This is a genomic window from Mucilaginibacter sp. (genome assembly GCF_964263795.1).
Lineage (GTDB): Bacteria > Bacteroidota > Bacteroidia > Sphingobacteriales > Sphingobacteriaceae > Mucilaginibacter.
The window spans coordinates 41,156-54,891 of record NZ_CAXVWK010000083.1 but is presented as its reverse complement, the minus strand read 5'-3'; the positions used below and the strand labels follow the sequence as shown (position 1 = coordinate 54,891).

The window sequence follows — 13,736 nt, the reverse complement described above, 5'->3', positions numbered from 1 at the left end:
GGCCAGTACGAGCAGCAATGCAACGCCCTTGCCGCATCCAAATTAGGGGTAACCATCATTGAAACTATCAATGGCGATTTTGTGCAGCGCATTAACAAGTGGCTGGCTGATGATACCCGCATCAACGTAAACTTCCCCGATGAAACCGCCGGGATTGTAGACAGGCTGGTGAAGCAATACGCCAGGTAGATTTGGGTTAGTGTAAATCGGCTACTGTGAACGGCTATTAACGCGCCAACTTTTTACTGTTACTTTCCGCCAATCAAACTATATTTGCCGCAAAGCCTACCGGTAAATGATCAACATTTTTAAGATTTACAATCCGCTTAACGTTATCTGGCTGGTGGTGCTGCTGATCATTACCCGCATCGGCTATTTATTACAGGCCCCGGGCAGGCTGGAGTTCATTTTTGTTGAGCCTTTTGCCCGCCTGTTGGTACCGGTGTCTTACGAGTACGCGTTTTCGCCTGCCATGAATGTTTTTTTGGCCAGCCTGCTGGTGCTTGGGCAGGCCGTGCTGCTTAATTACCTGGTTAACTTATACAACCTGTTGGGCAAACCCACTTTTTTGCCCGGGCTGATGTACGTTACGCTTACGGCACTGTTTACGCCTTTTATGGTGCTAAGCGCCCCGCTCATTTGTAATTTTTTGCTGATATGGATGCTGTTTAAATTGTTCAGCTTTTACAAAAGCGACGATTGCAAATCCATCGCTTATGATCTGGGCATTATTGTGGCCATCGGCTCGCTGGTTTACTTCCCCTACATCTACCTGTTCCTGTCAATCTGGATAGCGCTAATTATCTTTCGCCCGCTTAACTGGCGCGAATGGGTATCAGGCATACTGGGATACTTTACGGTATTCTTTTTCTTTGCGGTGTACTACTACCTTAACAACCGCCTGGGCAGTTTTTATACCATATGGGCGCCGCTGGCTACCAAATTCCCTAACAGTATAAACATCAGGTACATCAACTACCTGGTGCTGGTGCCCGTGCTGATCATCCTGGTGCTTTATTTTTTTAAACTGCAGCAAAATTATTTTAAAAGCTATGTGCAGGTACGCAAGTCGTTCCAGTTACTTTTCTTTATCTTTTTAATAGCGGGCTTCTCCTTTTACGTAAAATCCGAATTCAACCTTAACCACTTTTTGCTGTGTGTGGTGCCTGCATCTGTGTTTTGCAGTTACTATTTTGCCAATGCCAATGTAAAGTGGTTTTACGAAAGTTTGTATTTGTTGCTGCTTATCAGCGTCATATATTTTCAGTTTAACACTTTTTAACTTTTACATTCGTTCAAATTTGAGCGGTTATATTAGTTTTGTAGCATGAAATTTGGCGTAGTAATATTTCCAGGCTCCAACTGTGATGAAGATATCATCCACGTTCTCGCAAATGTAATGGGTCAGCAGGTAGTGCGGTTATGGCATAAAGACCATGACCTGCAAGGTGCCGAATTCATTGTACTGCCGGGCGGTTTTTCTTTTGGCGATTACCTGCGCTCCGGCGCTATCGCCCGTTTCTCACCTATTATGCAAGAAGTTATCCAGTTTGCTGCCCGCGGCGGTAAAGTGCTCGGCGTTTGCAACGGGTTCCAGATCCTGACAGAAGCAGGCCTGTTGCCGGGTGCGCTACTGCATAATACCAACCGTAAATTTATTTGCCGCAACATCCACATGAAGGCGCAAACAACCAACAGTTTGGTAACCCGCCAGATCGATCCGCAACGCGCGTTAAAAATACCTGTTGCACACGGCGAGGGTAATTATTTTGCCGATGCCGATGTGTTAAAGGCCATTAACGATAATGACCAGGTGCTGTTTCGCTATTGCGATGTAGCCGGTAACATTACCGATGACGCCAACCCTAACGGATCAATTGAAAATATTGCCGGTGTTACCAACCAGGGCCGCAACGTGTTTGGTTTTATGCCACACCCCGAGCGTGCTGCTGATGCTTTGCTGGCTAATCAGGATGGCCTGGCCATATTTGAATCGATATTAGCGCTGGCTAACGCCTGATGACAAACCTGGTTATTGATATTGGCAACACCTTCACTAAAGTCGCCCTGTTTAATGGCGATGACCTGCTGAAGGTTGAGCAGTATCCGCAACCGGATATAACAGATATCGATGCTTTTACCGGCGGGCTAGCTGTTAATAAGGCTATCGTATCGTCGGTAAAAAAAGAACAAAGCGATTGGCAGCACCAGCTTAACAGCCGCTACCGGGTTGTACAGTTTACGGGCAGCTTTAACGCGGGGATCAATAATCACTATAAAACACCGGCAACCTTAGGTACCGACAGGCTTGCCGGGGTTATCGGCGCCAATTATTTGTATCCGGGCAAGGCAAACGTGGTGATAAGCGGCGGCACCTGCATCACTTATGATTACATAGATGCCGGCGCAAATTATTTTGGCGGCAGTATATCACCGGGTTTAAATATGCGTTATAAAGCGGTAAATTATTACACGGCGGCGTTGCCGCTGGTTAATGCCGACGCAAATTTTAACGCAGCCTTTGGCGATGATACCACAACCGCCATCCGCTCGGGCGTGCAAAACGGGATAAAATATGAGCTGCAAGGGTTCATTGAAAACTACATAAAAACACAAAAAGGGTACAACATCATACTAAGCGGGGGCGACAGTATTTTTTTTGATACCCTGTTAAAAAATAGCATCTTTGCCCCCTATATTAAAATTGAGCCTTACCTGGTTCTAAAAGGATTAAACGCAGCTATACAAAAGCATAATGATTAAATATATAAGGTTCGTCGTTCTCATAGTACTTACTGCTACTGCATTTGGTGTAAATGCGCAAAATTCTGCCACTACCAGCTCGCCTTATTCACGTTACGGCCTGGGTGATATTACGCCGCTTGCCCTACCGCAAAACATTGCAATGGGTGGTATAGGCGTAGCTACCAACTCGGTAGGCGGGTTCAATACCATTAACCCGTTAAACCCTGCATCATACGCAAACATCAAACTTACCACTATAGATATCGGCCTAAGCAGCCAGATCAATACCTTAAGTAAAACAGGTTTCGGCAATCAAACCAACTCCACATTTAAATTAAGCCATATCGCGTTTGCGTTCCCGGTTACAAAACGCTCGGCGTTGGGCTTTGGCTTACGCCCGTACAGTGAATTAGGTTACAACTACAGGCAGGTATTGCCAAATTTTGGCACGGGCCTTCCTGCAGATACTAATGCCATCAATTACCTGTATAGCGGTAACGGCGGTATCACCAAATTATATGTAGGTTATGGTTTCGGCATCGGCAAGCATTTTACAATCGGTGCCAACGCATCGTACCTGTTTGGTAACTTACAGCAAACACAATCTACCGAGATCCCCTCACTGTTCAGTACCCTTAACTCACGTGTAGAGCAAAGCAACAGCGTTAAAGGCTTAAACTATGATTACGGTGCACAATACTCTTTTGATTTTTCGGAGCGTAAGCACCTTGTGTTTGGCTACTCCGGTTCGGCAGGTACCAAGTTAACCACGCAAAACAGTTACGTAGTGAGCAGCTACTTTACAGATGCAGCAGGTAATGCCGATATCGCCACCGATACACTGATAAACAGACAAGATCCAAAGGCTAAGATACAACTGCCGGTTATTAACCGTTTTGGGGTATCTTACCAGTACGATGGTAAATACTTGATCGGTGCAGATTACACTATGGGCAACTGGTCTAAACTATCTGTTGCGGGTATTAACCAGGGCTTGCAAAACAGCCGCACGTTTAACTTTGGCGGGCAGTACACCCCTAATATCGGTTCATTATCCAGCTACTTTGCATCGGTAGATTACCGTTTGGGCGGTATAATTGATAATACCTACATCGTAGCCAACAACACCAGCATTAAAAGGTATGCGGCTACATTTGGTTTAGGCTTACCGCTTAGACCGGGTAACGCCAACCTGAGTTTCTACAAGATCAACCTTGCTGCCGAAGTTGGCAAGCGCGGCACACTGGTAAGCGGCCTGGTAAAAGAAAATTACGTTAACATTCATCTTTCTTTCACACTTAACGATAAGTGGTTCCAGAAATACAGGTTTGATTAATAGTTTAGCGATGGAGCGGCAGGTAAAATATCTTAAAGCTTATTTACCGGCGATTATCATGTGCCTGTTCCTTTTCGGTTCGTGCGAGAACGACCTGAACAAGGTAAGGGCGATTGCCGCTGCCGACTCCACAAAAGACATCAGTATTACCAGGGGTGTCGAAATGATCTTCAGCGATTCGGCCATAGTCAAACTTAAACTGACCGCGCCGTTATCAATCTCCTCAAAAGACTCTGCCAAAAACCCCATCATGGTAATGCCTAAAGGCGTTAAGGTGGTTTTTTATGACGCCAACATCAAGATCATTGGCAATATCGTTGCCGATACGGGTATCCAGCGCGAAGCGCAAAAGCTGATCATATTCCATAAAAATGTAGTGGCTACCAACCCCGAAGGTACCGTTTACCGGTCGGAAGAGCTGATCTACGATCAGAACAAAAAAAGGATCTACTCTACCAAAAATGTACTGATGACCAAAGTGGGCGGCGACCAAATGACCGGCACCAGTTTTGAAAGCGACGACAAGCTAATGCACCCCGTTTTTCAGAATGCTACAGCCGTTATCCACGTAGATAACAGCATCGCTGAATAAGCCTCAAATTTTACACAAAATTTTGTGTTATAGAATTTTAGTAAAAATTGTATCTTGCGCCTCTTTTTGAGAAATATAAAATTTAGATAGTTATATGGGTATAATGGGTTTTTTGCGGGAGCGAATGGGAAAGATTCTCGCAGGATTTATCGGATTAGCACTTTTGGCCTTTATTGCGGGTGAAGTATTAAAATCGGGCAGCTCTTTTTTCAAAGACAGCGCCACAGAAATTGGTGAAGTAAATGGCCAGGCGATAAGCTATGCTGATTTCAGTAAAAAGCTGGATGCCTCAACACAACAGTTCAGGCAACAGTCCGGTCAGGACATTACACCACAGATCAGCAGTTATTTACAGGAAACCACCTGGAACACTTACCTGAGCCAACTGCTGTTAAAAAAAGAAATTGACAAATTAGGTATCACCGTTGGTGATGCAGAGAGCCAGGCCATGGTATCGGGCGCAAACCCCGATCCGCAAATTGCCCGTCAGTTTACCGATCCGCAAACCGGCCAGTTCGACAAAGCTAAGTTGAACCAGTTTTTAGCTTACCTGCAAAGCGGCAAAGTTGACCCTGCGCAGATCACCGCATGGAACGACTTTTTGACCCAGCTTTTTGAAGCTAAAAAAGTTCAGAAATATATGTCGTTAGTTACTAACGGACTGTATGTAAACTCGCTGGATGCTAAAGACGACTACCTTTCAAAAAACAAGCTGGTTAACTTTAAGTACGCAACGCTTGATTATGCATCTATCCCGGACAGCAAGATCAAACTAATCGACGACGATTACAATACTTACTATAACGACCATAAATACGAGTTTAAAAATGCGCAGGAGTTGCGTGGCTTTCACTACGTAGCTTTTAACGCTGCCCCATCTAAAGCAGATTCGGTTGCTATTAAAACGCAGGTTGATAAATTAGTTGGCGAATTAAAAACCACCACTAACGATTCGCTTTTTGTACAGATCAATTCTGAAACCAAAACACCGTTAACCTTTGTTAAAAAAGGCGCTTTGGAGCCACGTTTAGATTCGGTAATGTTCAGTGCCGAAAAAGGTTTTGTGTACGGCCCGTATGTTGCTAATGGCAGCTACAAAATGGCTAAGCTGGTTGATGTTAAAGTTGGCCCTGACTCTGTTAAGGCCCGCCACATCTTATTAAACCCGGCCACCGAAGGCGGTGTGGATAAAGCCCTGGCCAAAGCAGACTCTTTAAAGAAACTGATAGAAGCCGGCAAACCGTTTGGCGATTTAGCTAAAATGTACTCTATCGATAAAGCATCGGGCGAAAAAGGCGGCGACTTGGGTACCTTTGGCCGCGGTGCCATGATCCCTGCGTTTGATGATGTGGTATTTACCGGCAAGCCGGGCGATATTAAAATATTTACTACCCAGTTTGGTGTTCACCTGGTTAATATCGAAAGCCAGAAGGGTTCATCAAAAGTGGTAAAGGTTGCCGTGGTTGATAAACCTTTACAGGCAAGCAGCAAAACGCAATCTGCTGTTTACAGCAAAGCACAATCGTTCCTGAGCTCGTTAACTAAAGATAACTTTGATGAGCAAGCCAAAAAACAAAACCTTGCCGTACGTAATGCCGAAGATGTTAGCGGTACTGCAGCATCGGTACCGGGCCTGGATGCAGCACGTGAAATTGTAAAATGGGCATTTAAGGCAGAGAAGAATGACTTTTCTGACCAGGTATTTTCTGTTGGCGATAAATACGTAGTTGCACGTTTAACTACTATCAAGCCTAAAGGTACCTTACCTTTAGATGCTGTTAAAAAACAAATTGAGCCTGCGGTTAAAAACATGATTAAGGCAAAAGAGCTTACTGCTAAGTTTAACAGCGCGCTTAATGGTGCAACCAACATCGATCAGGTTGCCCAGAAAGCCGGAAGCCGTGTAGTACCGGTACAAAACATTGTATTTGCTAACCCGGTTATCCCTGGTGCAGCTGCCGAGTATAAACTGGTAGGTGCTATCTTCGGTTCGCAGCCAAACAAGCTGTCAAAACCGGTAGAAGGTTCACAGGGTATCTATGTTTATTCGGTTGATAGCTTTGTTAACCCTGCCCAGCTTACAAATGCTGTGCGCGAGAAACAACAGCTTGGCCAGGCGCTGCTGCAGCGTTCAGAAGGTTCTATCCTTGATGCCCTGAAAGATAAGGGGAATGTAAAAGATAACAGGGCTAAGTTCTTATAAGATAAATTTAAACTAATTTTACATCCGGCAATGGCGTTATAGCTGTTGCCGGATTTTTTTATTTTACGCCAAATGGAAATACAGGAAAATATAATTAACAAGGTAGCCCAAAGCGGCCTGGTTACCCTTGACCCTGCACTGTTTTACGCCCCCGGCGAGCGTGTGCTTTATGATATTAAAGAAAACCTGTTTCACGGCTTAATGCTGCGCGAAAAAGATTTTAGGGAGTTTGTGAAAGGGCACGACTGGGCGCAATACCAGGATAAAAATGTAGCCGTTTACTGCAGTGCCGATGCCATTGTGCCGGCCTGGGCCTACATGCTGCTGGCCAACCGCCTTGCCCCTTATGCCCGCGAAGTAGTTTTTGGCGATGCAGAGGTGTTAGAGACGGTTTTGTTTGTTAAAGAAATAAGCCGGATGGATGTGGAGCACTACCGCGATCAGCGCCTGGTAATAAAAGGTTGCGGCGATGTGCCTGTTCCCGTATCTGCCTATGTGGAGCTTACAAAAAAATTAACCCCGGTGGCTAAAAGCCTGATGTTTGGCGAGCCCTGCTCTACCGTGCCTATTTATAAACGCAAAGATTAAACTGACGGGGTTTTGCGTGGTCTATGCGTTGTAAATCAATTGAATGAATAAATACTTATTAGCCCTTTTACTGCTGTTTGGATTAGGCAAGGCATATAGCCAGGCCGAAAAGACAGATCAGGTAGCCTTTCAGGCGGGCGAGCAGATCACGTATAAACTTAAATACGGCTTTTTTACCGCTGCAGAAGCGGTTATTAAAACCGAGAACAGCACCCAGAAATTTGATGGCAAGCCGGCGCTGCATATCACCGCCGATGCCAAAACCGCCGGTACTTTTGATGTATTCTACAAAGTACGCAACCGCTACGAAACTTTTATCGACCCTAAAACCCTGCTGCCGTATTACTACCAGGAAGACAGGCATGAGGCCAGTTACAAGCACAGCGATAAAGTAACGTTTGATCACAAAACAAATAAAATAACGGCAGATAAAGGCACATATCCTTTTACGGGCAATGTGTTTGATTTTTTATCGGCTTATTACTTTGCCCGTAATTTGAATGTATCGCACCTGAAGGTTGGCGAAAAACTGGAATTAAGATATTTTCTGGAAGATGGTATCCACTCCATGACCATTACCTTTGCCGGGCGCGAAAAGGTTAAATGTGCGCTGGGCACCTTTAACTGTTTAAAATTTAACCCTACCATTATACCGGGGCGTATCTTCCGTAAAAATAGTATGCTGTATCTTTGGGTTACCGATGATGGCAACCGCATCCCTATTAAAGCGCATGTAGAGCTGGTTGTGGGTAGCCTGGTGATGGACCTATCGGCCGCTAAAGGATTAAAATATCCTTTAAACCCTGTTAAAAAATAAAATAAAGATGATTGAAGTTGGGGCCGTGCTGCTGCACGAGGATGTGATAAAAGAGAATTTTGTTTGTAACCTGAGCAAATGCAAAGGCGCCTGCTGTATGGAAGGTGATTCGGGCGCGCCGCTTAACCACGACGAACTGGAGATACTGGCAGAGATCTACCCCAAAGTTAAACCGTATATGACTGCCAAGGGGATTGCTACCATTGAACGAGAAGGTACACACGTTACCGACTTTGAAGGCGACTATACTACCCCATGCGTAGATGTGAATAAAGAGTGCGCCTATGTTACCTGGGGAAACGGTATCACTAAATGTGCCATTGAAAAGGCTTATGAAGAGGGTGCGGTAAACTGGCAAAAACCTATCTCGTGCCACTTGTACCCTATCCGGGTTACGGCTTATCCGGAATTTGATGTTTTAAATTACGACCGGTGGAGCATTTGCAGCCCCGCCTGCAGTTTTGGCGATGAGCTGAAAGTTAGCGTGCATGAATTTTTGAAAGGGCCGCTCATCCGCAAGTATGGCGAAGAGTGGTACCGCGAACTGGAAGACACGGTGGCCGGCATTTAACAGGCGCATTTAACATTGTGCTTTATTTTGCTTTTAATTGAATATTATTGCATTTTAAACGGGCTACTGCATTTAACTGCAGTTTAATGTACCTTTTTGCATAAATGAAGACAGCATTAATTACAGGCATAACCGGCCAGGACGGTGCATACTTAGCAGAATTTTTGCTTAAAAAAGGCTATGAGGTACACGGCGTTAAACGGCGCTCATCTTCATTTAATACCGATAGGATTGACCATCTTTACCATGACCCGCATGAAGCCGGCGTAAAGTTGCACCTGCATTACGGCGACCTGTCCGAATCTACCAACCTGATCCGCCTGATACAGGAAACACAACCCGATGAGATTTATAACCTCGGCGCACAAAGCCACGTAAAGGTAAGCTTCGACACGCCCGAGTACACCGCCAATGCCGACGGGATTGGCGTACTGCGCATCCTGGAGGCCATCCGGTTGTTAGGCTTAACACAAAAGACCCGCATTTACCAGGCATCCACATCCGAGCTTTATGGTTTGGTGCAGGAAGTACCGCAAAGCGAAACAACGCCCTTTTACCCGCGGTCGCCGTATGCGGTAGCTAAAATGTACGGTTATTGGATAATTGTAAACTACCGCGAGGCTTACGGCATGTACGCCTGCAACGGCATCCTGTTTAATCATGAGAGCCCCATCCGCGGCGAAACATTTGTTACCCGCAAAATTAGCCGGGCAGTAACCAAAATTTCCCTGGGGTTGCAAAATGTACTTTACCTGGGCAACCTTTCCGCCCAGCGCGATTGGGGCCACGCCAAAGATTACGTAGAGGCCATGTGGCTAATGCTGCAGCAGGATAAACCGGAGGACTTTGTGATTGCTACCGGTATAACTACAACCGTACGGGATTTTGTGCGCCTGGCATTTTTAGAGCTGGGCATAGAGGTGGAATTCAGCGGAAAAAACGAAAACGAAAAAGGCGTTATTATAGATATGGACGAGCAGCGGATGCTGGAGCTGGGGCTTAATGCAGATGCTTTGAGGTTCGGCCAAACCGTTGTTAAGGTCGATCCGGCTTATTTCAGGCCAACTGAGGTGGAATTACTGATAGGCGATCCGTCAAAGGCGAATGCAAAACTAAACTGGCAACCACGTTACGACCTGCAGGCGCTGATCAAAGATATGGTACATGCCGATCTTACGCTGGCCCGTAAGGATGAGCACCTTAAAAAAGGGGGCTTTAAAACACTTAACTATTTTGAATAAGGCGTAGCGCTGCTGGCCCCGAACGATAATATGAAGAAACTTTTAACCGGCATAGCTTTACTGTTCACCTCGGCTGCGGCCTGGTCGCAATCTGTTTACCAGTCGTACTCTTACGATTTTTATCAGAAGCTTAATACCGACGTTTACTCCACCAAAACACGTTTCCACAGCGCTTTAAAGCCTTATTTTGCCGATGATTCGCTGCTGCGCTCCCGTTATGATTCCATCATGAACTATGGCAGCGGCATGGCTAAGGGCAGCAGCTTTTACAAGCTGTTCAACGGCCACCAGATCGAAGTTAACGGCACCAACTCTACCTTTTATACCGACCTGCTCCCCGATTTTAACATAGGGCGCGATTTTAATCATAAGAAAAGCACTTACTTAACATCGCTGGGGCTGCAGTTTGGCGGTTCGGTTGGTAAAAAATTTACCTACTACGCAGCCGGGTATTTAAACGGCGGTAAGCCGCTTGATTATATTGCTACTTACATCAACCAAACAGGTATTGTACCGGGGCAGGCATATGCCCGCGTTTGGGATGCCGATCCGGCAGGCTACAATTGGTCGTACATTACGGCAGTAGCGTCTTACACGCCAAACAAATACATCAATATTACCGCCGGTCGTGACAAAACCTTCATCGGGGACGGCTATCGCTCACTGGTGTTATCAGATTATGCTACGCCCTATCCATTCCTGAAACTTACCGCTAATTTGGGTAATGTTAAGTACATGGCCATGTGGGGCTACTTTGCCGACCCGGCATCAACCAGCGACCAATTTGTGGACCGGAAAAAATGGGGGGTATTCCACTACCTGGACTGGAACGTAAGTAACCGCCTTTCATTCGGGTTCTTCGATTCGGTGATCTGGGGCGATACAGACGACAATGGCCACAAGCGCGGGTTCGACCTTTCCTATATCAACCCGGTGATCTTCCTGCGCCCGGTAGAGGCATCTAACGGCTCGCCTGACAACGCGCTGATAGGCATTACAGGTAAGTACAAGCTTACAGACGGGATCACCGCTTACGGGCAATTTTCACTGGATGAATTTGAGGCCAAAAATTTCTTTTCAAACTCCGGCAGTTTCCGTAACAAATACGGCTTTCAGTTTGGTTTGCGCGGCGCCAACCTTTTTGGCATACCCCGCTTAAATTACCTGGCCGAAACCAACAACGTAAAGCCATTCACTTATTCCGAGCGTTCGTCAATACTTAGTTATTCGGCTAACAGCGAGCCCCTTGCCCATCCCTGGGGTGCTAACTTCCGCGAATTTTTAGGCCTGTTGAATTATTCTTACAAACGCTTTGATTTCTCCGGCGAACTTGACTACGGCCACTACGGTTTAGACACCGACAATAAAAATTACGGCAAGGATATCTTTTTATCCTACCGCGACCCTGCTACCCCTTTCGGCAACTATATTGGCCAGGGGTTAACCACCAATATGGTTTATTTGCAGGGCAAAGTAGCTTATCTGCTTAATCCACGATATAATTTAAGGTTAGAATTAGGCGGCATTTTTCGCAATGAAAAAAACAGCGCTTTTACAGATCGCTCTGCAGTGATCACTTTTGGTTTGCGCAGCTCGTTCAGGGCTATCTATTCAGATTTGGCGAGTTATAAAACGCACTAATTATTGGCGTTTTGCGGAAGAGCGTCGTTTAGAACCGTTAAAAATTATCGTTGGGAATAAGGCCCGGAAAACCAAAATTCATGTTAACCCTCGTTTTTCACAAATTATTGACAGACAATAGGTTAGCAATTTATTTTCGGAAAAGTGTAAACCTTTGTTAACCTTTGTTCACTTTTTCATCTCTTCCTGTATCGCGCGCAAAAGCTCATTCACATGCTGCGAACCGATGATGTAAAGCAGCCCGTCTCGATCAGTCAGGTGGATGGCATCGTTCCCCGCAGTGTAAAACCGGATGGTTCCTTTAGTGTGCAGGTTATAAACCGGGTTATTGAACCAATAGCGGCTGTACGTACCCTTCTCTGCTTTTACAATGCTGTTCAGGTCAATCTTAACGCGGCGGGTGGTCCAAAGCCCGTCTAAGGTGACGCTCTTGTTTGCCACTAATGTTTTAAAATGAAGTAAAAACCCGAGGATGATAGAGATGATAATGATCACGAAACCTACTATCGCCAGCAGGTCGCCGTTGCGTTCGCGTTCGTCCGTAAAAAAGTAAGCGGCAAAGCAAAATAGTGCCAAAACCAGGCGAATGGTAATAGGTATAAACTCCCGGCCCAGATACTGCTTTTCTACGTAAACGGTTTTTTCGCTCATAATTTTATCAATTCGAATATAGTAACTTTTTTAGTGTTCTCTGTTACTTTATAGCGCTCGTTTAGCCGGTAGCCTGCTATCCAAACAATATCGCCGTTGCCATTTACCAGCATTGGGATATCGTTTTTACGGTTAACCGGTATCTTTTGATGCACAAAAAAATCGCTGAGCTTTTGCCTTGTCTTCATCCCCAGCGGGTAAAAAAAATCACCCTGCTGCCAGGCCCTTACTGTTAAGGGATAACTCAGCAAGTCCGCGTCTACAGATACCGACAGCGGGTTACCCTTAACGATCAGCGGGCTATTGTCATGCAGCAACGTCAACCGGTATTGGCTATAAGTCACGTCTATATCTGTTGATCCGACATTGACCTGCACATTGCCATCCCCCTGTTGTTTTCTTTTGCTGATGATCACTCTATCCCTGTCCACAACCAGGCTGTAGGCAGTGTTTTCGATCAACCTCCCCGGATGCTTATCCAGCGCACTGATCAGATCATTTATAAGGGTATCTGTAAATCCGTAAGGTTGCAAAAGGCCGTACAATAACAGCCGTTGCGGCCGCAGCTGCCTGATATCGTCAAGGGCGATATGCACCTCATCACCGTGATGCGTTAAAATGGTTCCTTTCAACTGTGCTACCTGCAGATGAAGTAACTCCTCCAATTCCCTGAAGTTTTGAAGGTTTTGCTCGAACGTAACCTCCAGCGACGGGTTAAGTTCTTTCAATATCGGCACCACCTGATGGCGAATCTTATTACGGGCATATTTGACGGATGCATTAGAACTATCTTCAACATAGGCTAAGCCTTCCTGCCTCACTAAATCTGCTATCTGCGCACGCGACATGAACAACATGGGCCGCACCAGGTTGCCATTTGCCGGTAAAATACCGTGCATGCCGGCTATCCCGGTACCGCGTGTAAGGTTTAACAATATTGTTTCGATCGCATCGTTTTGATGGTGTGCAAGCGAAATTACCTGGTAACCGGCTGTAACACACAGATGATTAAACCATTGGTAACGCAAATCGCGGGCGGCCATCTGGATAGATACCTGTTGGGTTGCAGCATATTCGCGGGTATCGAAATTGGTGGTATGGAAATTTACATCAAGCTGCTGTGCAAGGTTGCGGGTAAATTCCTGGTCGGTCAGGGCATCGTTGCCGCGCAGCCTAAAGTTACAATGTGCAATGCCAAAATTAAACCCGGCCGCCTTTAAAAGATGCACCATTAAAACCGAATCCATGCCCCCGCTAACAGCTGCCAGTATTTGGGTACCGGCGGTAAATAATTTTTTTTTTTCAATAAATTCAACAAACTGTTTTACAGGAAGCATAAGCCAAAATTATT

General features: G+C 45.7%; 13 protein-coding genes and 1 pseudogene. 12 read left to right on the top strand and 2 right to left on the bottom strand.

Going from position 1 to position 13,736, the window contains the following annotated elements; all coding sequences use genetic code 11:
• The 12 genes and pseudogenes from ACE5CV_RS14020 to ACE5CV_RS13965 form a co-directional block, all read left to right on the top strand.
• Positions 1–189: pseudogene (locus ACE5CV_RS14020) on the top strand (glycosyl transferase); the annotation flags it as partial.
• Between the two features lie 106 nt (positions 190–295).
• Positions 296–1,282 carry a DUF6427 family protein gene (locus tag ACE5CV_RS14015; RefSeq protein ID WP_374950810.1) on the top strand — a complete coding sequence of 329 codons (987 nt, stop codon included), beginning with the start codon at positions 296–298 and terminating at the stop codon, positions 1,280–1,282.
• Positions 1,283–1,327: 45 nt separating this feature from the next.
• Positions 1,328–2,020 (top strand): phosphoribosylformylglycinamidine synthase subunit PurQ, encoded by a 693-nt coding sequence (purQ, locus tag ACE5CV_RS14010; RefSeq protein WP_374950809.1) that lies wholly within the window; start codon positions 1,328–1,330, stop codon positions 2,018–2,020.
• Complete coding sequence (locus ACE5CV_RS14005; protein ID WP_374950808.1) at positions 2,020–2,763, top strand: type III pantothenate kinase; 744 nt, start codon at positions 2,020–2,022, stop codon at positions 2,761–2,763. The genes purQ and ACE5CV_RS14005 overlap by 1 nt, the downstream gene beginning before the upstream one ends.
• On the top strand, positions 2,756–4,081 hold the full coding sequence (locus tag ACE5CV_RS14000; protein WP_374950807.1) for a hypothetical protein: 1,326 nt from the start codon (positions 2,756–2,758) through the stop codon (positions 4,079–4,081). Before ACE5CV_RS14005 ends, ACE5CV_RS14000 begins: the two co-directional genes overlap by 8 nt.
• Before the next feature lie 10 nt (positions 4,082–4,091).
• Positions 4,092–4,673 (top strand): LPS export ABC transporter periplasmic protein LptC, encoded by a 582-nt coding sequence (gene lptC, locus ACE5CV_RS13995; RefSeq protein WP_374950806.1) that lies wholly within the window; start codon positions 4,092–4,094, stop codon positions 4,671–4,673.
• 94 nt (positions 4,674–4,767) lie between these two features.
• On the top strand, positions 4,768–6,876 hold the full coding sequence (locus ACE5CV_RS13990) for a SurA N-terminal domain-containing protein (RefSeq protein ID WP_374950805.1): 2,109 nt from the start codon (positions 4,768–4,770) through the stop codon (positions 6,874–6,876).
• A 72-nt stretch (positions 6,877–6,948) separates the two neighbouring features.
• Positions 6,949–7,464, top strand: a complete 516-nt coding sequence (locus tag ACE5CV_RS13985) for a DUF2480 family protein (protein WP_374950804.1) — start codon at positions 6,949–6,951, stop codon at positions 7,462–7,464.
• Between the two features lie 43 nt (positions 7,465–7,507).
• Positions 7,508–8,281, top strand: coding sequence for a DUF3108 domain-containing protein (locus ACE5CV_RS13980; RefSeq protein ID WP_374950803.1), 774 nt, complete (start codon positions 7,508–7,510; stop codon positions 8,279–8,281).
• A gap of 7 nt (positions 8,282–8,288) precedes the next feature.
• The gene (locus tag ACE5CV_RS13975; RefSeq protein WP_374950802.1) at positions 8,289–8,852 is read left to right on the top strand and encodes a DUF3109 family protein; all 564 of its coding nucleotides are present in this window, start codon (positions 8,289–8,291) and stop codon (positions 8,850–8,852) included.
• A gap of 104 nt (positions 8,853–8,956) precedes the next feature.
• A complete protein-coding gene (gene gmd / locus ACE5CV_RS13970) occupies positions 8,957–10,093 on the top strand; it encodes a GDP-mannose 4,6-dehydratase (protein WP_374950801.1) in 1,137 nt (378 codons plus the stop codon).
• A 30-nt stretch (positions 10,094–10,123) separates the two neighbouring features.
• Positions 10,124–11,734: a gliding motility protein RemB gene (locus ACE5CV_RS13965; RefSeq protein ID WP_374950800.1), complete on the top strand. Its 1,611-nt coding sequence runs from the start codon at positions 10,124–10,126 to the stop codon at positions 11,732–11,734.
• Positions 11,735–11,902: 168 nt separating this feature from the next.
• On the opposite strand, the gene ACE5CV_RS13960 is transcribed toward ACE5CV_RS13965, so the two are convergent.
• Both ACE5CV_RS13960 and tilS read right to left on the bottom strand, forming a co-directional pair.
• Positions 11,903–12,385: a hypothetical protein gene (locus ACE5CV_RS13960; protein ID WP_374950799.1), complete on the bottom strand. Its 483-nt coding sequence runs from the start codon at positions 12,383–12,385 to the stop codon at positions 11,903–11,905.
• Positions 12,382–13,722, bottom strand: a complete 1,341-nt coding sequence (gene tilS / locus ACE5CV_RS13955; RefSeq protein WP_374950798.1) for a tRNA lysidine(34) synthetase TilS — start codon at positions 13,720–13,722, stop codon at positions 12,382–12,384. The genes ACE5CV_RS13960 and tilS overlap by 4 nt, the downstream gene beginning before the upstream one ends.
• Positions 13,723–13,736: the final 14 nt, after the last annotated feature.

Excerpts from the sequence above, each read along its gene's own strand:
- ACE5CV_RS14015 (WP_374950810.1), top strand. The coding sequence starts at position 296 with ATGATCAACATTTTTAAGATTTACAATCCGCTTAACGTTATCTGGCTG.
- purQ (WP_374950809.1), top strand. The coding sequence starts at position 1,328 with ATGAAATTTGGCGTAGTAATATTTCCAGGCTCCAACTGTGATGAAGAT.
- ACE5CV_RS14005 (WP_374950808.1), top strand. The coding sequence starts at position 2,020 with ATGACAAACCTGGTTATTGATATTGGCAACACCTTCACTAAAGTCGCC.
- ACE5CV_RS14000 (WP_374950807.1), top strand. The coding sequence starts at position 2,756 with ATGATTAAATATATAAGGTTCGTCGTTCTCATAGTACTTACTGCTACT.
- lptC (WP_374950806.1), top strand. The coding sequence starts at position 4,092 with ATGGAGCGGCAGGTAAAATATCTTAAAGCTTATTTACCGGCGATTATC.
- ACE5CV_RS13990 (WP_374950805.1), top strand. The coding sequence starts at position 4,768 with ATGGGTATAATGGGTTTTTTGCGGGAGCGAATGGGAAAGATTCTCGCA.
- ACE5CV_RS13985 (WP_374950804.1), top strand. The coding sequence starts at position 6,949 with ATGGAAATACAGGAAAATATAATTAACAAGGTAGCCCAAAGCGGCCTG.
- ACE5CV_RS13980 (WP_374950803.1), top strand. The coding sequence starts at position 7,508 with ATGAATAAATACTTATTAGCCCTTTTACTGCTGTTTGGATTAGGCAAG.
- ACE5CV_RS13975 (WP_374950802.1), top strand. The coding sequence starts at position 8,289 with ATGATTGAAGTTGGGGCCGTGCTGCTGCACGAGGATGTGATAAAAGAG.
- gmd (WP_374950801.1), top strand. The coding sequence starts at position 8,957 with ATGAAGACAGCATTAATTACAGGCATAACCGGCCAGGACGGTGCATAC.
- ACE5CV_RS13965 (WP_374950800.1), top strand. The coding sequence starts at position 10,124 with ATGAAGAAACTTTTAACCGGCATAGCTTTACTGTTCACCTCGGCTGCG.
- ACE5CV_RS13960 (WP_374950799.1), bottom strand. The coding sequence starts at position 12,385 with ATGAGCGAAAAAACCGTTTACGTAGAAAAGCAGTATCTGGGCCGGGAG.
- tilS (WP_374950798.1), bottom strand. The coding sequence starts at position 13,722 with ATGCTTCCTGTAAAACAGTTTGTTGAATTTATTGAAAAAAAAAAATTA.